The 20735-nt window shown below is 65.0% G+C and carries 19 protein-coding genes; 10 read left to right on the plus strand and 9 right to left on the minus strand.

What is annotated here, in order from left to right:
* On the plus strand, window positions 1-2055 hold the full coding sequence (locus BMG00_RS06485; RefSeq protein WP_078573697.1) for a glycosyltransferase family 2 protein: 2055 nt from the start codon (window positions 1-3) through the stop codon (window positions 2053-2055).
* On the opposite strand, the gene BMG00_RS06490 is transcribed toward BMG00_RS06485, so the two are convergent.
* Entirely contained in the window at window positions 2056-2709 is a 654-nt protein-coding gene (locus tag BMG00_RS06490; protein ID WP_078574261.1) for a GntR family transcriptional regulator, read from the minus strand.
* A gap of 94 nt (window positions 2710-2803) precedes the next feature.
* Between BMG00_RS06490 and BMG00_RS06495 the strand changes: the two genes are divergently transcribed.
* The 4 genes from BMG00_RS06495 (at window position 2804) to BMG00_RS06510 (ending at window position 5481) form a co-directional block, all read left to right on the plus strand.
* Complete coding sequence (locus tag BMG00_RS06495) at window positions 2804-3478, plus strand: pyrimidine 5'-nucleotidase (RefSeq protein WP_078574262.1); 675 nt, start codon at window positions 2804-2806, stop codon at window positions 3476-3478.
* A gap of 112 nt (window positions 3479-3590) precedes the next feature.
* Entirely contained in the window at window positions 3591-3818 is a 228-nt protein-coding gene (locus BMG00_RS06500) for a hypothetical protein (protein ID WP_038077038.1), read from the plus strand.
* Window positions 3819-3996: 178 nt separating this feature from the next.
* Window positions 3997-4179, plus strand: a complete 183-nt coding sequence (locus BMG00_RS06505; protein WP_078525586.1) for a hypothetical protein — start codon at window positions 3997-3999, stop codon at window positions 4177-4179.
* Window positions 4180-4269: 90 nt separating this feature from the next.
* Window positions 4270-5481 (plus strand): UbiH/UbiF family hydroxylase, encoded by a 1212-nt coding sequence (locus BMG00_RS06510; protein WP_078573698.1) that lies wholly within the window; start codon window positions 4270-4272, stop codon window positions 5479-5481.
* A 32-nt stretch (window positions 5482-5513) separates the two neighbouring features.
* Here the strand turns inward: BMG00_RS06510 and BMG00_RS06515 are convergent, their stop codons facing one another.
* The 5 genes from BMG00_RS06515 to ppk2 all read right to left on the minus strand — a co-directional run bounded on the left by BMG00_RS06515 (window position 5514) and on the right by ppk2 (window position 9795).
* Window positions 5514-6890, minus strand: coding sequence for an MATE family efflux transporter (locus BMG00_RS06515; RefSeq protein ID WP_245794959.1), 1377 nt, complete (start codon window positions 6888-6890; stop codon window positions 5514-5516).
* Between the two features lie 42 nt (window positions 6891-6932).
* Window positions 6933-7529 (minus strand): cytochrome b/b6 domain-containing protein, encoded by a 597-nt coding sequence (locus tag BMG00_RS06520; RefSeq protein WP_245794960.1) that lies wholly within the window; start codon window positions 7527-7529, stop codon window positions 6933-6935.
* A 5-nt stretch (window positions 7530-7534) separates the two neighbouring features.
* Window positions 7535-7978 carry a c-type cytochrome gene (locus BMG00_RS06525; RefSeq protein ID WP_078573699.1) on the minus strand — a complete coding sequence of 148 codons (444 nt, stop codon included), beginning with the start codon at window positions 7976-7978 and terminating at the stop codon, window positions 7535-7537.
* 236 nt (window positions 7979-8214) lie between these two features.
* On the minus strand, window positions 8215-8817 hold the full coding sequence (locus BMG00_RS06530) for an SAM-dependent methyltransferase (RefSeq protein WP_093470029.1): 603 nt from the start codon (window positions 8815-8817) through the stop codon (window positions 8215-8217).
* A gap of 93 nt (window positions 8818-8910) precedes the next feature.
* On the minus strand, window positions 8911-9795 hold the full coding sequence (ppk2, locus tag BMG00_RS06535; protein ID WP_245795002.1) for a polyphosphate kinase 2: 885 nt from the start codon (window positions 9793-9795) through the stop codon (window positions 8911-8913).
* A gap of 284 nt (window positions 9796-10079) precedes the next feature.
* Here ppk2 and BMG00_RS06540 point away from each other — a divergent pair, with 284 nt between their 5' ends.
* The 4 genes from BMG00_RS06540 (at window position 10080) to BMG00_RS06555 (ending at window position 14592) form a co-directional block, all read left to right on the plus strand.
* Entirely contained in the window at window positions 10080-10739 is a 660-nt protein-coding gene (locus BMG00_RS06540; protein ID WP_078573701.1) for a glutathione S-transferase family protein, read from the plus strand.
* Between the two features lie 203 nt (window positions 10740-10942).
* Window positions 10943-11278 carry a hypothetical protein gene (locus BMG00_RS06545; RefSeq protein ID WP_078525607.1) on the plus strand — a complete coding sequence of 112 codons (336 nt, stop codon included), beginning with the start codon at window positions 10943-10945 and terminating at the stop codon, window positions 11276-11278.
* 120 nt (window positions 11279-11398) lie between these two features.
* Window positions 11399-13357 (plus strand): DNA topoisomerase IV subunit B, encoded by a 1959-nt coding sequence (gene parE, locus BMG00_RS06550; RefSeq protein WP_078525609.1) that lies wholly within the window; start codon window positions 11399-11401, stop codon window positions 13355-13357.
* Window positions 13358-14085: 728 nt separating this feature from the next.
* Window positions 14086-14592 carry a gamma-glutamylcyclotransferase family protein gene (locus tag BMG00_RS06555; RefSeq protein ID WP_078573702.1) on the plus strand — a complete coding sequence of 169 codons (507 nt, stop codon included), beginning with the start codon at window positions 14086-14088 and terminating at the stop codon, window positions 14590-14592.
* Here the strand turns inward: BMG00_RS06555 and pdeM are convergent.
* Window positions 14565-15212: a ligase-associated DNA damage response endonuclease PdeM gene (gene pdeM / locus BMG00_RS06560; RefSeq protein WP_078573703.1), complete on the minus strand. Its 648-nt coding sequence runs from the start codon at window positions 15210-15212 to the stop codon at window positions 14565-14567. The two genes, BMG00_RS06555 and pdeM, sit on opposite strands and share 28 nt — an antisense overlap.
* Window positions 15209-17614: a ligase-associated DNA damage response DEXH box helicase gene (locus BMG00_RS06565; RefSeq protein ID WP_078573704.1), complete on the minus strand. Its 2406-nt coding sequence runs from the start codon at window positions 17612-17614 to the stop codon at window positions 15209-15211. The genes pdeM and BMG00_RS06565 overlap by 4 nt, the downstream gene beginning before the upstream one ends.
* A gap of 216 nt (window positions 17615-17830) precedes the next feature.
* Between BMG00_RS06565 and ilvD the strand changes: the two genes are divergently transcribed.
* The gene (gene ilvD / locus BMG00_RS06570; RefSeq protein ID WP_078574264.1) at window positions 17831-19666 is read left to right on the plus strand and encodes a dihydroxy-acid dehydratase; all 1836 of its coding nucleotides are present in this window, start codon (window positions 17831-17833) and stop codon (window positions 19664-19666) included.
* Between the two features lie 70 nt (window positions 19667-19736).
* On the opposite strand, the gene BMG00_RS06575 is transcribed toward ilvD, so the two are convergent.
* Window positions 19737-20591 (minus strand): fructosamine kinase family protein, encoded by an 855-nt coding sequence (locus tag BMG00_RS06575; RefSeq protein ID WP_078573705.1) that lies wholly within the window; start codon window positions 20589-20591, stop codon window positions 19737-19739.
* Window positions 20592-20735 lie beyond the last annotated feature (144 nt).

Raw genomic sequence — 20735 nt, forward strand, 5'->3', positions numbered from 1 at the left:
ATGGGCTCGACGCCGCTCAGGATCGTCGATTCGCCGGCGGCGCCGTCGGCTGCGCACGCGCGTGCATCGACGCCCGAGGGCAAACCTCTGCGCGCGGGGTCGCAAAAGGCCGATCCGACGCGCCGCAAACCGCTCGGTCAGCTTCTGCTCGAGATGAACGCGATCGAGCCGGGCAACCTCCTCAAGGCCGTCGCCCTGCGCAAGCGCGAGGATGTGCGCCTCGGGGACATCCTGCTCAGCCATGGCTGGGTGAACGAGGCCGACCTGATGGCGGCGCTGGCGCTGCAGTGGCAAAGCTCGGTCGTAGATCTGTATCAGGAGCCCCCCGACCCCCGGCTGATCGACGCGATCGGGGCCGAGCGATGCCTGGCTCATGCGATGGTGCCCTGGCGGCGGGTCGGCGGTGTCACCCTGATCGCCACCGCGCGTCCCGAGGCGTTCCTGCGCCTGCGCGACAGCCTCCCGGCGCGCTTCGCCCCCTACCGGATGATGATCGCACCCGAGCGCGACGTGCACGAAAGCCTCCTCGTGCGCCGTCAGACCGCCCTGATCCGCCGCGCGGAGACCAAGGTCGATCCTGCAGAAAGTTGCCGCAGTCGCAACGAACGCCGCACCGCATTGATTGCAGCGGGCTTCGCGGGCAGCTCGATTCTCGGCCTGCTGATCGCGCCGCAGGCGGTGATGTGGGTGCTTTTTCTCTGGACGATGCTGACGCTGGTGACCGCGATGGCGCTCAAACTCGCCGCCGTCACCAGCGAGATCTCCGCGCAGCGCCGCGCGCGCGCCTTGAGCGAACCTCAGCCCCGCCATGGCGCTCCGCCGCTCCTCCCGGTCATCTCGGTGATGGTGCCGCTTTTCCATGAGACCGACATCGCGCCGCGCCTGATCGAGCGGCTCGGGCGGCTGCGCTATCCGCGCGAATTGCTCGATATCGTGCTGGTGGTCGAGGAAACCGATCAGATGACCCGTGTCGCGCTCGCGGGGCGTCGCCTGCCGCGCTGGATGCGGGTCGTGACCGTACCCGACGGACCGATCAAGACCAAGCCGCGCGCGTTGAATTACGCGCTGAGCTTCTGTCGCGGCTCGGTGATCGGTGTCTGGGATGCCGAGGACGCCCCCGACCCCGACCAGCTCCAGATCGTCGCCCGCCATTTCGCGGCCGCCCCGCCCGAGGTCGCGTGCCTGCAAGGCATCCTCGACTATTACAACCCGCGCACCAACTGGCTCGCGCGCTGTTTCACCATAGAATACGCGGTCTGGTTCCGCGCCTTCCTGCCCGGTCTCGCGCGGCTGGGCTTCGTCGTGCCCTTGGGCGGCACCACCCTGTTTTTCCGCCGCGAAGCGCTGGAACGCCTGGGCGGTTGGGATGCGCATAACGTGACCGAGGATGCCGATCTCGGCGTACGGCTGGCGCGGCACGGCTATCGCACCGAGTTGATCCCCGCCGTCACCTACGAGGAGGCCAACTGCCGCGCGTTGCCCTGGGTCAAGCAGCGCTCACGCTGGCTCAAAGGGTATGCGATGACTTGGGCGGTGCATATGCGCGATCCGCGCAGGCTCTGGCGCGAATTGGGCGCCAAACGCTTCATCGGGGTGCAGATCCTGATTCTCGGTTCGCTCTCGCAATATGTGCTCGCGCCTGTTCTCTGGAGCTTCTGGCTTGCGCTTCTCGGGTTCTGGCATCCGATCACGAGCGTTCTGCCCGAGCCCGCCTTTCTCGCGGTGATGGGAACATTCCTTCTGTCCGAGGTGGTCTCGATCCTCGCAGGGGTTTGGGCCACGCACGGCAGGACACATCGTCACCTGATCAAGTGGGTGCCCACACTGCATCTCTATTTCCCGCTTGGCGCGCTGGCAGGCTGGAAGGCGCTCTACGAACTGATCGCGAAACCTTTCTACTGGGACAAGACGCATCACGGGATCTTCGATGCCGGGCAGGCACGCCCCCTTCACCAAGAGGCCACCCGCTCGACATTGCTGCCCGCGATCCGCGCAGCGACCGCGCGGGCCCGCACGGCCCGGACCCGCACCGCGCGCGCACCGCTCATCGATTGATCAGAGCGCTTCGGCCCAATGCCCCGCAGTGCCATGGCGCGTGGCGTCGAGCTTGAGACGCGTCTCGAACGCGCGCGAGATATGCGCGCGCAACGCCTGCGCCGCGGCTTCACCATCGCCATCCCGGATCGCATCGACAATCGCCTGATGCTCGTCGAGTGCGGCCGTACCGCGTCCTTTCACCGCCAGCGAGGTCGTCGCCAGCAGCGCCATGGAGCGATGCACGAGATCGAGCTGCTGGACGAGGTAACGATTGTGCGAGGCGAGGTGGATCTGGTGGTGGAACCGCCGGTTCGCCCGGCTCAGCGCCTCGGGATCCTCGAGCTGACCGCGATCCTCGTCGATCATGTTCTGAAGCACGCGCACCTCTTCGGGGGCGGCATGCTTGGCGGCCAGTCGTGCGGCCAGCGCCTCAAGTTCGGCGCGCACAACGTAAAGCTCTGCCAACTGGTTGTGATCGAGCGATGCCACGATCAGGGAACGCCCGTCTCGCGCCAGCATTTGTTGGGTTTCAAGCCGTTGCAGCGCCTCGCGCACGGGGGTGCGAGACACCCCGAAACGTTCAGCCAGTTCGGACTCCACGAGCCGGTCGCCGGGACGGTAGATCCCTTCGTCGATCGCTTCGAGAATGAGGGTATAGGCGTCTTTTTGCATCTGTCCTGCCTTGTCTTGCGGCAAGATTAGGCGCGCGCCCCATCCCGTGACAAGCAGATTGCGCTCCGCCGGCCTCCCGCTTAGCTTGCGCGCCATGACAACGCCTCGCCCTCAAGCCAATCCGGGACTCGATTTCGACCACGTCACCGACTGGGTCTTCGACCTCGACAACACGCTCTATCCGCCCTCGGCGCGCCTCTTCGACCAGATCGAGGTGAAGATGACCGATTACGTGATGCGCTCGCTTGGCGTGGATCGTCTTGAAGCCGATCACCTGCGCGATCATTACTGGAAGCTCTATGGCACGACGCTCGCCGGGCTGATGCACGAACACGATGTGGACCCTGCGCCCTATCTGCACGAGGTCCACGAAATCTCGCTCGATCACCTGCAACCCGACCCCGCACTGCGTGCAGGGATCGCGGCGCTTCCGGGGCGCAAGATCGTCTACACCAACGGATCGGCGCCCTATGCCGAGCGGGTTCTCGAAGCGCGCGGGCTCAGCGGGCTATTCGACGGAATCTTCGGGGTCGAGCATGCCGAATTCCACCCCAAGCCCCACCCGCAGGCCTTTGATACGGTCTTTGCGCGCGCTGGCATCACACCCGAGCGCGGCGCGATGTTCGAGGACGACACCCGCAACTTGCGCCACCCCCACGCGATCGGGATGAAGACGGTGCATGTCGCCCCGACGCCCGCGCCCGAGGAGCACATCCATCACCATACGGACGATCTTGCGCGGTTCCTCGCCAATCTCGCGAAAACCTGACCCGAATGTGACACAGATGCGACAATTTGGCACGGGGTTGTGTCTTTAAACGACGTCCCCGGGTCGATAAGTCGATGTGGCTATCAGGGAGATAGTCTCGGGAGATTCGATTATGACCATGACGACCGCCGACACCGGCGCGGCGACCTACGTTGCCGACCACCACGACACCGACGCGAAAGAGGTTTCGCGTGGCTTCATGTACACGCTCGCGCTCGTGATCCTCGGCCTCGCTGCGGGCATGACCGCCATCATGGGCCTCGGTGGCCTGATCCTCTGGGCCGTTGGCGCCACCTGGATCATGCTTGCCGTTCTGGTTGTGATGACCGCCGGCGGCTGAGCCGTCGCGACTGGCCTCTCGGCCAAAGCACCGTTTTTTCCGCGCAAGCGGCCAAGGCCCGGATCGCCAGATCCGGGCCTTCAACATGCGACAAGATGCGCCCTGTCCGAAAAGTTATGTCATAACATAACATGCGTGTGTGACAGACCTTTTCTCCTGTCTTGCCTTGGAGGACATCATGAGCGCCACCGCAACCCCCGCTGACACCACCAGCCCCGTCACCTTCTACATCATCGCCGCGATCATCGTGCTCGGCCTTGTCGTCGGCACCGCCCTTTACGGCCTGCTCGGCCTCACGGTCTGGATGGTTATCCTGACGCTGGCGATCTTCGTCACCCTCATCGGCATCTCGATCAGTTGACGCCGCGAAGGATCGCCGCAGGGCGGTTCGGGCGATTGCCTCTTGAGGGCGCGCGCGGCATGGTATGCGCGAAACAGCCGGAGGCGAGCCATGTCTGAGCAATCCAAGATCCTCGAGACCGATATCCTGATCTCCGGGGGCGGCGTCGCGGGCCTGACTGCGGCAGCGGCCTTCGGAAGCGCGGGCTTCACCACGATCTGCGTCGATCCCACCCCGCCCGTGACCGAAGAAGGCGCAAGCGGGGCCGATATGCGCTCCACCGCCTTCCTGCATCCCTCGCGCGGCGTGCTCGAGGCTTCGGGTCTCTGGGCGCGGCTCGCGCCCCATGCGGCACCGTTGCAGATCATGCGCATCATCGACGCGGGCGGCGAAGAGCATGAAGCGCGCCTGACCCGCGATTTCGACGCGGCGGACCTCTCCGACGAGCCCTTTGGCTGGAACTTCCCGAACTGGCTTTTGCGCCGCGAGATGGTCGCGCATCTGGCCGAGATCCCGCAGGTCGATTTCCGCCCCGGCGTGGCGACCACCGGGCTCGTGACCCGCGAGAGCGGGGCCGAGGTGACACTGTCCGATGGCACCCATGTGCGCGCGCGGCTCGTCGTGGCCGCGGACGGTCGCAACTCCTTCGTGCGCGAAGCTGCCGGGATCGGCATCAAGACGGTCCGCTACGGGCAGAAGGCGCTGGCCTTCTCGGTCACGCATCCAATCCCGCATGGCAATGTCTCGACCGAGATCCACCGCTCGGGCGGCCCCTTCACGCTGGTGCCGCTGCCCGACCGCGACGGCTCGCCCTCCTCCGCGATCGTCTGGATGGAACGCGCCGCCGAGGCCGAACGCCTCGCCGCCCTACCCGTCGAGGAATTCGAGGCGGCGATGCTGGAGCGCTCGACCGGGCTGCTCGGCCCGCTGAAACTTGTCACCCGCCGCGCCGTCTGGCCGATGATGACCCAGATCGCGGATCGGTTCTCGGCGCAGCGCGTTGCACTGATCGCAGAGGCCGCGCATGTGATCCCGCCGATCGGCGCGCAGGGTCTCAACATGAGCCTCGCCGATCTCACCTTCCTTTTGAAACTGGCAGAGGAAGATCCGGCACATCTGGGCGAGGCGAAGATGCTCGACGCCTATCATCGCCGCCGCTGGCCCGAGGTGAAGGCCCGCGAGATCGGGATCGACCTGCTCAACCGGGCCTCCATGGTCGAGGCGCGCCCGCTGCGCGATCTGCGCGCAGGGGTGCTCGGCGCGCTCTATTCGCTCAAGCCCGTACGCAAGACGCTGATGCGGGCGGGGCTCGGGGTGCGCTGAATCGCAACGGGGCCGAGCGGGGTGCGCCTCGCTCAGCCCGTCAGCCAAGGCCCGCGCCAGAAGCGCCACATCATCATCCCGCCCGCCGAGGCAAGGCCGAGCACCAGACCGAACCAAAGCCCGACACCGCCATAACCCAGCACGAAAGCGAGCAGATAGCTCGCCGGGATGCCGATCAGCCAATAGCTCAGCCCCGCCATCCACATCGGCACGCGCGTGTCCTGCACTCCGCGCAACAGCCCCAGCGCCATCACCTGCATCAGATCAAAAAGCTGGAAGAGCCCCGCGACCATCAGGAAGCGCACGCCATAAGTGACGATCTCGGCGGAGGCCGGGTTCGCCTCGTCGAGAAACAGCTCCGTCAGCCATTTGCCCGCAAAGACGAAGGCCAGCACCGTCAGCAGCCCGACCCCGAGCGACAGCGTAACGGAGACCAGAGCCCCGTCGCGCAACAGCCGTACGTCGCGCGCACCATGGGCCCGCCCCGCACGCACCGTGGCCGCGTTCGACAATCCCATATGCACCATGAAGACGATCGAGGCGATCTGGAGCGCGATCCCGTGCGCGGCCAGCTCCACCGTGCCGATCCAGCCCATCATCAGCGCCGAGGCCTGGAACATCGAGCCCTCGGCCACGGCGGTCAGCCCCACCGGCAAGCCAACCCGCGCGACTGCCCAGAACGCTTCCCAGTCGGGGCGCCAGAAGCGCTGGAAGAGTTGCACATGTTCAAGCCCGCGCGCCCGCGTCGCATAGATCGCCTGTACGAGCAGGCTGATCAGGTTCACCAGCAACGAAGCCAGCGCGGCGCCCCGCACGCCCATTTCGGGCACTCCCCAATTCCCGAAGATGAAGAGCCAGTTCAAACCGGCATTCACCGCCACCGCGGCAAGCGTGATCCAAAGCAAGACCGCCGTGCGCTCCTGCGCCGAGAGATAGGCGCGGATCACCATCATCACGAGCGCCGGCGCCAGCCCGAAGCCCAGGATGCGCAGGTAATCCTGCGCCAGCGCCGCGATCCCGGGTTGCTGGCCCAGCGCGCGCAGGATGGCGGCCGAGTTCCAGAAGACCGGAAGCATCGCCAGCCCGAACAGGATCGAGAGCCACATCCCCATCCGCGTATCGCGCCGCACCTGCAGCTCGTCGCCCGCGCCGAGGCTGGCCGAGACCCTCCCCATCATCGCCAGCGCGATCCCGTTGCCGAGCATGAAGATCGAAAAGAAGAACGATGTGCCGAGCACCAGCGCAGCGAGCGCCTCGACCCCGTACCAGCCCACCATCACCGTGTCTGTGACATTGAGCAGCATCTGCGCGAGGTTCGACCCGATCAGCGGCAGACCAAGCAAAAGGATCGCCCGCAGGTGACGGGCGATCGGCATCGGCTCGGTTGAGGTCGGGGCGGGTGCATGCATTTCGGCTCGCTAGACCCGCGAACGGGACCGGTCAAGAGAGGGTTACTCCTCCTCGACCTCCTTCTTGCCGGTGATCATCGGCTTGACGAGGTTCTCGCCCTTCCAGCGTTTGTAGAAGACGATCGCCCCGATGTGGATCACGACGACGATCAGCAGGAGGGTGGAAACGACCTCGTGGATCTGCGGGGCGAGATCAACGCTGAAGCTTTCGGGGACATAGCCGGCGAGCGGGCCGACATTGATGTAATCCTTCGGATCGGCCGTCAGCCCGGTCACGACCTGCACGATCAGCAGACCGAGCATCGCCAGGACAGACCAGCCGCCCAGCGGATTATGCCCGACCCAGTTCGAGGGGGACCGGTCGGGCAAGTGACGCAGATAGTCCACCACCTTGCCCGGACCGTAGAGGAAGTTCGCGAAGCGCGCGTTGCGCGTCCCCACGAACCCCCAGATCAGACGGATCACCACCAGCGCGCCGACCGTGTAACCGAAATAGAAATGCCAGGTCATCTGGTTCGGCCCCCATTCGCCCAGCCCCCAGGCCGCGGCGAACGCGAGCACCAGAAGCCAGTGGAAGGACCGAACGACCGGATCCCAGACTTTCACGACACGGGTCTTCATGCCTCGGGTGTCCTTCATCGCACTTACTTCGCGCGGAACTCGTCGTGGCAACCCTTGCAGGTGCCGCCGAGTTTGCCGACCGCCGGTTGCAGCGTCTCGAGGCTGCCAGCTGCAGCGGGCATCTCGGCTGCGGCCTCGTGGAAGGCGGTCGCCTTTTCACCGAAGAGCTCCATGTTCGACCAGATTTCCGGTTTGGCCTTGGTGTCGGCCATGTCGTCGGTCGAGGTGCCTTCCATGAAGAGCGGAGCGACGTTGACCTTGGCGAGCGCCGCGATGTTGTCGGCAGCGATCTGCGCCTTGGTGGCATCGAAGTCGATCTTGCCCTGGGCCATCGGGCCGAGCACCGCCATCTGGGCACCGAGCATTTCGAAATAGCCCTGGCGTGCTTCCACGGCGTCTTCGGGCGATTGCGCGAGAACGGCGGTGGCGGGAAGGATGAAGGTCAGGGCGAGGAGGGACTTGCGCATGTGATGATCTCCCAATCAATTCGTTAGGTCAGACGTTTCCCGGAAAGAGTGTTACACATCCCCGTGAAAGCCTAAAGACACCCGTTTTGTGCGCGAAAGCACATGCGACCTGCTGACGCTGTCGCGAACCCTTTGGAATTCGGCGCTTTTACGCCGAATTTGCCCGGCACGATCACACTCGCGACGGAACCTGACCGTCGGGCCGTATAAAGCGGTCGTGACGCGTCCGGGCGCACTTAGCGCACCGGTTTGCGGGCGACGAAATCAACCAGAGCGGCAGGGCCCGAATGGCCCTCCCCCTCGTCGAGCTCGCCGTCGTAATCCGCCTGATGGAGAACCTCCCAACGCGGAAAGGCGTCGCGCAAAAGATCGAGATCGTAAAGCTGCTCGACATTGCCGGGCCCGCCGGTGCCATAACGCGGCTGGCGGCGCGCGAAGCCGTGGATCAGCGCGATGCCGCCCGGTTTGAGTGCCTTCGCGATCCCGTCGAAAATCTCGGCGCGAAAAGCCGGGTCGGCAAACTGAATGAAACAGGCGAGCACGGCGTCATATTCCGCCTCGGGCCAGTCGAAGCCCCGCAGGTCCGCCGGAACGATTTGGAGCGGCACGCCCCTCTCGGCGGCGAGCGCCGTCGCCTTGCGCCGTGCGTTCGCTGCGCCTTCGAGGGCCGTAACCTGCACCCCGAGGCTCGCGAGATAGGTGCCGTTGCGCCCCTCGCCCTCGGCCACGCTCAACAGCTTTGAGCCCGGCGCGACGCGCCAGGCCTGCCGCGCGACAAAGTCGGCAGGCGCTTTGCCGTATACGTAATCCGCTCCTGCAAAGCGCTCATTCCAACTCATCACACCCTCCATCTCTTCAACCAGAGATGGAATGCCCGGGCCGGCGCGACAAGTCCCCGAAGGTTCACGCGCCGGTCACGGGCGGGTCATTGCTCACTTGCTGCCGCGTCGTTGATCAGGATGGAGCGATGCGCCCAAAATGTGATCAGCCGAATGCACGACATGGCTTGCATGCCCCACGATCAGCGGATCGGGCGGCAGCGCGATCGACGGATCCTTGTCGGGATAGTCGAGCGTCGAGAGGAAATGCTTCATGCAGTTCAGACGCGCGCGCTTCTTGTCGTTCGACTTCACGATGGTCCAGGGCGCATCCGCGGTGTCCGTGTAGAAGAACATCGCCTCCTTGGCCTCGGTGTAATCGTCCCAGCGATCGAGACTGGCGAGATCGATCGGCGAGAGCTTCCAGCGCTTGAGCGGATCGGTTTCGCGCGATGTGAACCGCCGACGCTGCTCCTCGCGGGTCACCGAGAACCAGTATTTGTAGAGACGGATTCCTGAACGCACGAACATCCGCTCGAGCTCCGGCGTCTGACGCATGAATTCGAGATAGTCATTGGGTTTGCAAAACCCCATCACACGCTCCACGCCCGCACGGTTATACCAGCTGCGGTCATAGAAGGTCATCTCGCCCGCGGTGGGAAGATGCTCGACATAGCGCTGGAAATACCACTGCCCCTGCTCTTCCTCGGAAGGCTTGTTGAGCGCCACGACACGCGCGAAACGCGGGTTGAGATGTTCAGTGAAGCGCTTGATCGTGCCGCCCTTGCCCGCGGCATCGCGCCCCTCGAAGAGGATGACGAATTTCTGCCCGGTCTCCAGCGCCCATTTCTGGACCTTCAGCAACTCTGCCTGAAGCAGCGCCTTTTCCTTTTCGTAGGCTGGTCGACCCATCTTGCGCGCATAGGGATATTTGCCGGTCTCGAAGGCAAGCCGCACTGCGTTCGGATCGACGCGCGGGAAACTCTTCGTTCCGCTCATCCCCGGCTTGCCCGGCTGAATCGCAGGGTGGTTATCCGCAGGATCGGCAGGCTTCTCGATCACTTCTACAGGCGAGGCCACTGTAACCTCTGTGACCGTCTGTTCACTCGCGTTCATTTTCTCGGTGACAACCTGTTCCGTCATGCACATCCCTCCGTTTTCCAATCGCGAAACCTTTAGCGCAAATGTCGGATTTCCGCCTTGATACGCATCAAAAACGCGTGTCTGCTGGCTTTCCCTGGTGCATTGACGCGCCAGATTGCGGGCACGGATCGGAGCGACAGATGATCACGATTTACGGCAACTACCATTCCCGCGCGAGCCGCGCGCTTTGGCTGCTCGAAGAGCTCGGCCTGCCTTTCAAGTTGCGCTTCGTGGCGCAGGCAAATCGCTTCAAGGATCCGCTTGCGCCGAACGTGCCCCTCAACACCCGCTCGCCGGAGTTTCGCAAGCTCTCCCCAATGGGCGCGATCCCCGTGCTCGAGGAAGACGGCCTGGTCCTGACCGAGTCGCTCGCGATCAACCTGCACCTTGCCCGAAAGGCTGGCGGGCCGCTGGCCCCTGCGCATGAGAACGAGCTCGCCCAGATGGAGCAATGGGCGCTCTTTGCCGCGACCTGGATCGAGACCGACGCGCTCGCGCTGAGCTTCATCTACCGCCGCAAGGAGCAGGACACGCCCGAGGGCAGGGCCGAGATCGCGGCGCTCTGCTCGAAACTGGCCCGCCCCCTTCTTGCGCTCGAGGCGCATCTGGGCAGCCACAGCCACATGGTCGGCGGCCGCTTCACCGTGGCCGATCTCAACCTCGCCGAGATCCTGCGATACGGCCAGGACCATCCTCCCCTCCTCGATCCCTATCCACGGCTGCAAAGCTGGATCGCGCTTTGCCAGAAGCGGCCGGCCTTCCGCGAGATGTGGGCCAAGCGCGAAGCCGAACCGATCTGAACGATTCGGAGCAAATTCAGGGGGATTCGCGTCCCGCCTGCGGGCGCACGCCCACTCCTTGAGCAATCCCTCAAAACGAACCTGACTTTTTGGTCAGGTCCTCCTTACCGAACGGTCAGGATTTCCCTACCAGCGCCCGTTTCGTCCTTGGTAGATTGGCTGACCTTGCGTCATGTTGAGGCAGTGAAGAGGAGTGGTGTGTGATGTCTGCCTTGCTCGGATACGGTCTGTGCCTCGGTGCGACGCTTGTAGTGATTGCTGGCGATTTCGTTCTGAAATCTGCCGTTGATAGGGGTCATGCGTTGCACTCGCCGTCTGTCTTCCTGGGCTGCGCGCTTTATGCGGCTTCGGCGGCAGGCTGGTTTCTTGCGTTGCGTCACGTTTCGCTGGCGCAAACGGGCGTTGCCTCCGCCCTCTTCACGCTGATGGCTCTGGTGACGATGGGGGTCGTCCTGTTCGGTGAGAAAGTCGCCTTGCGGGAGGTTCTCGGAATCGCGATGGCGGTGGGGTCGATGCTGCTGATGGCGCGCGTTGCTTAAGAGCTTCTTTTCCGTGGGAGTGGGGCCCGCGGAGGGGACCGGGACGGAGGGGCAATCTTGCCCCTCCGCCCCAACCTGCTGTATCTCTTGAGTAGCAAACTACAAGAGAAAGCGAGCAGCATGGCCGACGATCTTCTGACGCCCAAGGATGAGAAAGCCTATGACGCCTCCTCGATCGAGGTGCTCGAAGGTCTCGAACCCGTGCGCAAACGCCCCGGCATGTATATCGGCGGCACGGATGAACGCGCCCTGCATCACATGGTGGCCGAGATCCTCGACAACTCGATGGATGAGGCCGTCGCCGGTCACGCATCCCGCATCGAGGTCGAACTGCTCGCCGACCATTCGATCGTCGTGCGCGACAACGGGCGCGGCATCCCGATCGACCCGCACCCGAAATTTCCCGGCAAATCCGCACTCGAGGTGATCCTCTGCACGCTGCACGCGGGCGGCAAGTTTTCGGGCGACGCCTATGAGACCTCGGGCGGTCTGCACGGGGTGGGCGCCTCGGTCGTGAACGCGCTGTCGGATCTAATGGTGGTGCAGGTCGCGAAGAACAAGGAGCTGTTCGAGCAACGCTTCTCGCGCGGCATTCCCGAAGGCCCGGTGCAGAAGATCGGCGCGGCGCCGAACCGCCGCGGCACCACCGTGACCTTCCATGCCGACGAGCAGATTTTCGGCCACCACCGTTTCAAGCCCGCCCGCCTTTTGAAGATGGTGCGCTCGAAGGCCTATCTCTTCTCGGGCGTCGAGATCCGCTGGAAATCCGAGATCGACGATGGCGAAACACCGACCGAGGCGACCTTCCACTTCCCCGGCGGCCTTGCCGATTACCTCACCGAAAGCCTCACCGGCGCGAGCACCTATGCCGACCGTCCCTTCTCGGGCAAGGTCGAGTTCCGCGAGAAGTTCAACGTGCCGGGCTCGGTCGAATGGGCGATCAACTGGACGCCCTCGCGCGACGGCTTCATCCAGAGCTACTGTAACACCGTGCCCACCCCCGAGGGCGGCACGCACGAAGCGGGCTTCTGGTCCGCGATCCTCAAGGGCATCCGCGCCTATGGCGAGCTGGTCTCGAACAAGAAGGCCGCGCAGATTACCCGCGACGATCTGATCACGGGCGGCTGCGCGCTGGTGTCGTGCTTCATCCGCGAACCGGAATTCGTCGGCCAGACGAAGGACCGCCTTGCCACCGTCGAGGCGCAGCGCCTCGTCGAAGGCGCGGTGCGCGACCATTTCGACAACTGGCTCGCCTCGGACACGAAATCGGCCGGCGCGATCCTCGATTTCCTCGTGCTGCGCGCCGAGGAGCGCCTGCGCCGCCGTCAGGAAAAGGAAACGCAGCGCAAGACGGCCACCAAAAAGCTGCGCCTGCCCGGCAAGCTGGTCGATTGCTCGGCCACCAATCGCGAGGGCACGGAGCTGTTCATCGTCGAGGGCGACTCGGCGGGCGGTTCGGCCAAGATGGCACGCGACCGCAAGACCCAGGCGCTGCTGCCGCTGCGCGGCAAGATCCTCAACGTGCTGGGCGCGGCAAGCTCGAAACTTGGCTCGAACCAGGAGATCAACGACCTGACGCAGGCGCTGGGTGTCGGCCTTGGCACCAAGTTCAACCCCGACGATCTGCGCTATGACAAGATCATCATCATGACCGACGCGGATGTGGACGGCGCGCACATCGCCTCGCTGCTGATGACCTTCTTCTTCACCCAGATGCGCCCGATGATTGACCAGGGGCACCTCTATCTGGCCTGCCCGCCGCTCTATCGCCTGACCCAAGGCGCGAAGCGCATCTACGTGGCCGACGACGCCGAGAAAGAGGTGATGCTCGCCAAGGGTCTCGGCGGCAAAGGCAAGATCGACGTGCAACGCTTCAAGGGTCTGGGCGAGATGGACGCGAAGGACCTGAAAGACACCACGATGAACCCCGAAACGCGCAAGCTGATCCGGGTCACGATCCACGACGACGAGCCCGGGGAGACCGGCGATCTGGTGGAGCGTCTGATGGGGAAAAAGCCCGAACTGCGGTTCCAGTATATTCAGGAGAACGCGCAGTTCGTGGAGGAGCTGGATGTTTGAGTGAGGCGCGGTGACGGAGCCTCGCTATCAGGTCCAAGAAGATCTACCTGACGACTATTTGCTAGCGCTCGGAATCTACGTGCAGACTTGCGCGCGGATCGAGTTGTGGGCAGCCCGTCTCGTCTGTCTGGTGGAAGGTTTAGAGCCGACTTCTTCAGAGTTTACGAAAAGATCTGACAAACTAAGGCAATCGACGAAGCAATTAGCAGACAAATTGAAATCTACTTTAGATTCGCTTTCGCCCAGTGAAAAAGCGAAGCCAGAACTATTGGAACTTGGACAACAAATCCTGAAAAGCTTAGACGATCGACACAGAGCAGTGCACGGAGTTCATTTCATCCATGAGGGCCGTCTAGTGATCGAAGCAGGCACAAAAGGAAACAGCGAGCGGTTAAAGATAGCTGCATACGACCCAGTGCTCATACAGATGGCCATCACAAGTGCCGATCGGGTGCTTTGCCTCCTGAAAGAGTATTGCGAGATGCATAGATGATATGCTCGCCCGGGCGACCAGCCCGGGCAGCGCCCGACCCTCCCCCCGGGAGGGCGCACTGGCGATGTCGGACACTGCTCGCCCCTCGTCCGGGCTTTCGAGATAAACCGCCCATCACACCCGGCGGCAAAGCGCCCACCCAAGGGTCGGGCGCTGCCCTCATCGCTTTGCACTGGCGCCCCCTGCGCCGCGACGGTCTCTTCTCGCCCGCCCCCTCCGCAAATAGAGTACGGGCATGACGCTCCCCTATCTCGCCTACGGTTCCAACCTGCTCACCGCCCGGCTTGCCGCGCGCTGCCCCTCGGCCCGCGCGATCGGGGCCGCCATGATCCTCGGCCATACGCTCGATTTCGCGAAACATGGCCGCGACGGGACCGGCAAGGCGACGATCACGCAAGGGGCGGCGCGTGCCCCCGGCGTGCTGTTCGAGATCGCGGCGGAGGACATCCCCGCGCTCGATGCGGCCGAAGGGGCGGGCGTGCACTATGAGAAGATCGAGCTGTTGCTCGAGACCGGTCAGCGTGCCTTCACCTATCGTGCGCTGATGCGGCAGGCGGGGCTCGCGCCGTTCGACTGGTACCTCGCACTGATCCGGGCGGGCCGGCATGAGCATGGGCTGGGCCTCGAAGATCTCGCCGCCGTCACTCCCATCCCCGACCCCGAACCCAACCGCCCCGGCTTCATCGCCGCGCGCGAGGCCCTAAGCCGCGCGGGCTATCGTGACTGGCGCGCCGCGCTCTGACCGATCGGACGCACGGGCATACCCGGCCCGGTCAGCACCGCGATCCCCGGTCCGACCAGTGCGCGCAGCTCGGGCCCGTCGCAATCCAGACCCCCGGTATAGGTGCCGAATGCGGGCAGGATCAGGTGATCGCCCCCCACCAGAAACGCCCGGTGCGACCGCCGCGCGATCTTCGCCTTCGGGTGGTAATGGCCCGACACGTCCGGCCCCGCACCCGCGATATGGCGCAGGGTGAGCGGGCCGAGACGCATGTCTTCCACCGCCCGGCCAAGCCCCACCGGATCGTGGTTGCCCGCGATCCAGACCGTCTCGATCCGTGCCGCCAGAGCGGAGAGACGCGCAGAGATCTCGGGCGCGATCTCTCCAGCGGCGCGATCGTCATCGAAGGTATCGCCAAGGCTGATCAGCCGCCGAGGCCCGATCCGCGCCACCTCCGCCTCGAGCCGCGCCACCGTGTCGAGCGTCTCGAAGGGCGGCAGCAGAGCCCCCCCGCGCCGTGCCATCCGCGCGGATTTGCCCAAATGGAGATCCGCCACGATCAGCGCCCCTTGCTCGGGCCAGTAAAGCGCGCCCGAAGGCTGCGCGATCAGGCGCACCCCGGAGAAGGTGATCTCTCTCATGCCAGCCCCGCTTCGCGCATCATCGCCTGCGCCTCTTCCTCCATCAGCCGCGCCTCGCCCGTGCCGCCCCGAATGCCGACCTGCCCGTGTTCGAGCAGCAGCGGCGCGGCCAAAGGCGTCACATGCGGCGCGCGGATATGCACGATCTCGGAGGCCTGCGCCAGCATCTCCTCGATCCGGTCGAAATCGACGAGGCCGCGGTTCGCCTCTTCGCGGGTGATGCGCAGCAGCAGGTGGTCGGGGTCGTAGCGGCGCAAGGTGTCATAGAGAATGTCGGAGGAAAACGTCGCCTGCTTGCCCGACTTGCGCTGCCCCGGCAGGTTGCGCTGGATCAGGCCCGCAATCGTGGCGACCGAGCGGAAGGCGCGTTTCATCACCGCATTGCTTTCCAGCCAGTCGCGCAAACCGTCGCGCAGACCCTCCGCGGACAGAAGCGGCGCGGGGTCCTCGACGGGATCGACCGACCAGATCAGCAGCGCGTAATCGGTGGCCACGAACCCCAGAGGTCCGAGCCCCGCCTGCTCCATCCGATGCGTCAGCAGCAGCGCGAGCGTCTGATGCGCGTTGCGGCCCGCGAAGCCGTAGAGGCAAAAGAAGGCCCGACCGCCGCGCAGGAAGCTCTCGCAGGTGAGCGTGCCCGGCGCCGGCAGCGTGGAAATCTCGCATTGCAGCGCCAGCCAGTCGCGCGTGTCGGGCGGCAGCTGGTCCCAGTCCTCGGGTGAGGCGATCAGGCGCTGCACCCGCTGCGACAGCTCCAGCGAGGTCGCCATCTTCAGCCCGGAGAAGACCGCGATCTTGGGTTCTCGCGTTGCGGCATCGGTGACCTCGACGATCATCTCGCGCAGGCCCTCGTAGCGCACGACCTGACCGCCGATCAGGAATGTGTCGCCGGGCGTGAGCGAGGCGGCGAAACCTTCCTCGACCTCACCCAGGGGCGTTCCGCCGCGTCGGGACTTCCGGCGCACTTTCAGCTTCTCGGTCTCGGTGATCGTGCCGATATTCATCCGCAGATCACGCGCTGCTCGAGGATCACGCAACTGCCATTTTCCGTCGCGCTCGAGCAGCCGCTGCCAGCGGTCATAGGCGCGCAGCGCGTAGCCGCCGGTGGCACAGAACTCCAGGCAATCGTCGAAATCGGCGCGAGGCAGGGAGGTATAGGGTCCGGCGTGGCGGACCTCTTCATAAAGCGTGTCCGCCTCGAATAGCCCCGCGCAGGCCGTGAGAAGAATATGCTGGCACAAGACGTCGAGCGGACCGCGCCAGCGCCGCCCGCCTCCATCAAGATCGCCCTCTCGCACGGCCTCCAAAGCCGCCGCGCATTCGACCACCTCGAAGCGGTTCGCCGCTACGATACGGGCGCGCGAGGGTTCGTCATAGCGGTGATTGGCTCGCCCGATCCGCTGCACGAGGCGCTTGACGTTCTTCGGCGCACCGACCTGCAGGACCAGATCGACATCCCCCCAGTCGAGGCCGAGATCGAGCGACCCGGTGCAAACCACCGCCCGCAGCGCCCCGGTCGCCATCGCCTCCTCGACCTTGTGGCGGGCCTCGCGAGAGAGCGAGCCGTGATGCAGCCCGATCGGAAGCGCCTTGTCGTTGACCTCCCAGAGCGCCTGAAAGAACAGCTCCGCCTGCGCGCGGGTGTTGAGAAAGACGAGGCTGAGGCGCGCGTCTTCGATCGCCGCCATCACGTCGCGGGCTGCGTGCCGCCCGCCGCCGCCCGCCCAGGGCGCAGGGCGCTCGGTCGGCAGCATCGCGATATCTGGCGGCGGACCGGGATCGGCTTCGATCACCCGCGCCCCGCCCATGAAACCGGCCAGCGCCTGCGGGGCCTCGACCGTGGCCGACAGGCCCGTGACGGTCAGCCCCGGCGACAGGCTGCGCAGCCGCGCCACGCCAAGCATGAGCTGATCGCCGCGTTTGCTTTCGGCGAGCGCGTGGATTTCGTCGAGCACCACCCGCCTGACCCCCGCGAAGATCTTCGGCGCCTCCGGGTAGGAGAGCATCAGCGCGAGGCTTTCGGGGGTCGTGAGCAGGATCTGCGGCGGATCGACCCTCTGACGGCGGCGCTGGCTGGAGGAAGTGTCTCCGGTGCGGTCCTCTATACGCAGGTCCAGACCGATCTCGTCGACCGGCGCGCGCAGGTTGCGCGCGATATCTTTCGAGAGTGCCTTGAGAGGCGAGACGTAAAGCGTATGCAACCCCACATACCCCTCGGCCAGATCGACGAGCGAGGGCAGAAACCCCGCCAGTGTCTTCCCGCCCCCCGTCGGCGCAATCAGGAGCGTATCTTCATGCGCCGCCAGAACCTCCAGCTGGTGCCTGTGCGGCTGCCAGCCACGGCTGGCGAACCAAACGGCAAAGCTCGGCGGCAACGGGGGTGGGGTTCGGGTATCAGGCATCGGGTGATAGGTAGGCTTGAGGGCGTTTCGCACAAGAGAACGCAAATTCTACGTGCCCGCGACAGGTCGAGATCAGGACGCTCCCCAACATCTCGCACCATTGCACATCCGCCCCGCGCCATCTCGCCACTGTTCATCGCGCCGCCCATGCTATATTCAGGCCCGCGACAGGAAATTGCCCGAGTCCCCTCGGGCGCGACAGAAATGGAAAATCCCATGGCGCATTATCGTTCTCGCAGATCCACCCATGGTCGCAACATGGCGGGCGCGCGCGGTCTCTGGCGTGCGACCGGCATGACCGATGACGACTTCGGCAAGCCGATCATCGCGGTGGTGAACTCGTTCACGCAATTCGTGCCCGGCCACGTCCACCTCAAGGATCTGGGCCAGATGGTCGCGCGCGAGATCGAGAGCGCGGGCGGTGTCGCCAAGGAATTCAACACCATCGCCGTCGATGACGGAATCGCGATGGGCCATGACGGGATGCTCTATTCGCTGCCCTCGCGCGAGGTGATCGCCGATTCCGTGGAATACATGGTCAACGCGCATTGCGCCGATGCGATGGTCTGCATTTCGAACTGCGACAAGATCACGCCCGGCATGATGATGGCGGCGATGCGCCTGAACATCCCGGTGATCTTCGTCTCGGGCGGCCCGATGGAAGCCGGCAAGGAAGGCGCCGAGATCATCGGCCATGACCTCGATCTGGTCGATGCGATGGTGGCCGCAGCCGACGACAAATATACCGACGAGGAAGTGCTCGCGATCGAAAAGGCGGCCTGTCCGACCTGCGGGTCTTGCTCGGGCATGTTCACCGCGAACTCGATGAACTGTCTGGCCGAGGCGCTGGGTCTGGCGCTGCCGGGCAATGGCTCGATGCTGGCCACCCATGCCGATCGCAAGGAACTGTTCCTCGAAGCCGGCCGCAAGATCGTCGAGATCACGCGCCGCCACTATGAGCTGGAAGACAAGGGCCTGCTGCCGCGCGAGATCGCGACGTTTGAGGCCTTCGAGAACGCGATGAGCCTCGATATCGCGATGGGCGGCTCGACCAACACCGTGCTGCACCTGCTGGCGATCGCGCATGAGGGCAAGGTTGATTTCACGATGGAAGACATCGACCGCCTCAGCCGCAAGGTGCCGGTGCTGTGCAAGGTCGCGCCCGCCAAGCAGGACGTCCATATGGAAGACGTGCACCGCGCGGGCGGCATCATGGGGATCCTCGGCGAGATGAACCGCGCGGGCCTGATCCATGCCGAGGCGCGCACCGTGCATTCCGAGACGATGGGCGAAGCACTCGCAAAATGGGACGTGATGACGGCCAATGACGATGCGGTGCACGAGTTCTATCGCGCGGCGCCGGGTGGCGTGCGCACCACCGAAGCCTTCTCGACCCAGAACCGCTACAAGGAGCTTGATCGCGACCGCGAAGGCGGCGTGATCCGCACGGCGGAACACGCCTTCTCGAAGGATGGCGGTCTGGCCGTTCTCTACGGCAACATCGCCGAACAGGGCTGTATCGTGAAGACCGCAGGCGTGGACGACTCGATCCTCAAATTCTCTGGCCCCGCGAAAGTCTTCGAGAGCCAGGACGACGCGGTGTCGGGCATCCTGACCGGCAAGGTTATCGAGGGCGAAGTGGTCATCATCCGCTACGAGGGCCCGCGCGGCGGTCCGGGGATGCAGGAAATGCTCTACCCGACCTCCTACCTCAAATCGAAGGGCCTCGGGGCGAAATGCGCACTGCTGACCGACGGGCGGTTCTCGGGCGGCACCTCGGGCCTCTCGATCGGGCATGTCAGCCCCGAAGCCGAGGAAGGCGGGCTGATCGGCCTCGTCGAGACCGGCGACATCATCGAGATCGACATCCCGAACCGCACGATCAACCTCGCCGTGGCCGACAATGTGCTGGCTGCGCGCCGCGAGGCGAAAGGCCCGCTGCCGTGGAAACCGGCCGCCCCGCGCAAGCGTCAGGTCTCGACCGCGCTCAAGGCCTATGCGCTTCTGGCCTCCTCGGCGGCGAAGGGCGGGGTGCGTATCCTGCCCGAGTGACCTCGCGCCGAAACTGCTCAAGCGGCCGTCCCTCGGGGCGGCCGTTCTCGTTTGGGGCATGGCGCCCCATTCACACCCCGAGCCGGTCCAGCAACCCCGCGACCATCCCGTGATAACCCGACCCGAACAGGCGCACATGCACCAGCGCGGGCCAGAGCTGGTAGATCGAGCGACGCACTTGCCAGCCGGGGGCGAGCGGGCCATAGGCCGCTTGAAACTCCGGATGAGGCGCGCCGAACAGATGCAGCATGGCGAGATCGACCTCGCCATCGCCATAATAGCTCGCCGGGTCGATCACCCCGCTCAGCCTCCCGCCCGAAGCCAGCACGTTCCCCGTCCAGAGATCGCCATGGAGCAAGGCCGGGGCCGGCTGAGCAGGGAGGTGGTCTGGCAATCGCGCGGCGAGCGCATCAATCCGGTGCGCGAGCGCGGCAGGCAGAAACGGCGACGCGGGCAGGAGCCGCCGCTCGGCCCAGAAGGACGGCCAGTCCGCGAGCGGCGCATTGGGGATCAAGACAGGGCCGAAGGCGTAATCCTCGCCCCAGCCAAAGGGCCGCGCGGGATCGAAACCGGGACTGCGGGACGGCGCGCCATGCACCCCGCGCAGCATCGTGCCGAGCTCTGACCACCCCGGCGCGCGAAGAGCTCCCTGATCGGGTAGCATTTCCATGACGAGAAGGTCTTCGCACACAGCGAGAACGCAAGGTACGCGTGCACCGGCAGCCCGCAGAGCCGCGAGCATCCGTGCCTCGACCTGCGGCGCGGGCCCGCCCTTGGCGACCGCCTTGCGACCATCGGCGAGAAAGAGCGCCACGACCGGGCTCAGATCGCCACCAGCGAGCGGTCGAGCCTCGACCAGTTCGGCACCGAGCAGTTGTGCCGCCCGCCCCGCCAGATCGATCGCACCGCCATTTCGCTCTCGCATTCTCACCCCCAAATCACACATTTTCGCGATGTGCTCGTCCCAAGCTGCACCGGCCTTCCTGCGTCACGGACCCGAGAATATACCCGTGACCGCGCTGCCCGATGCCACCGGCTCCCCGGATTTTCAGGCGCACCGCATCGGATA

It is taken from the genome of Thioclava marina (assembly GCF_002020135.1).
Lineage (GTDB): Bacteria > Pseudomonadota > Alphaproteobacteria > Rhodobacterales > Rhodobacteraceae > Thioclava > Thioclava marina.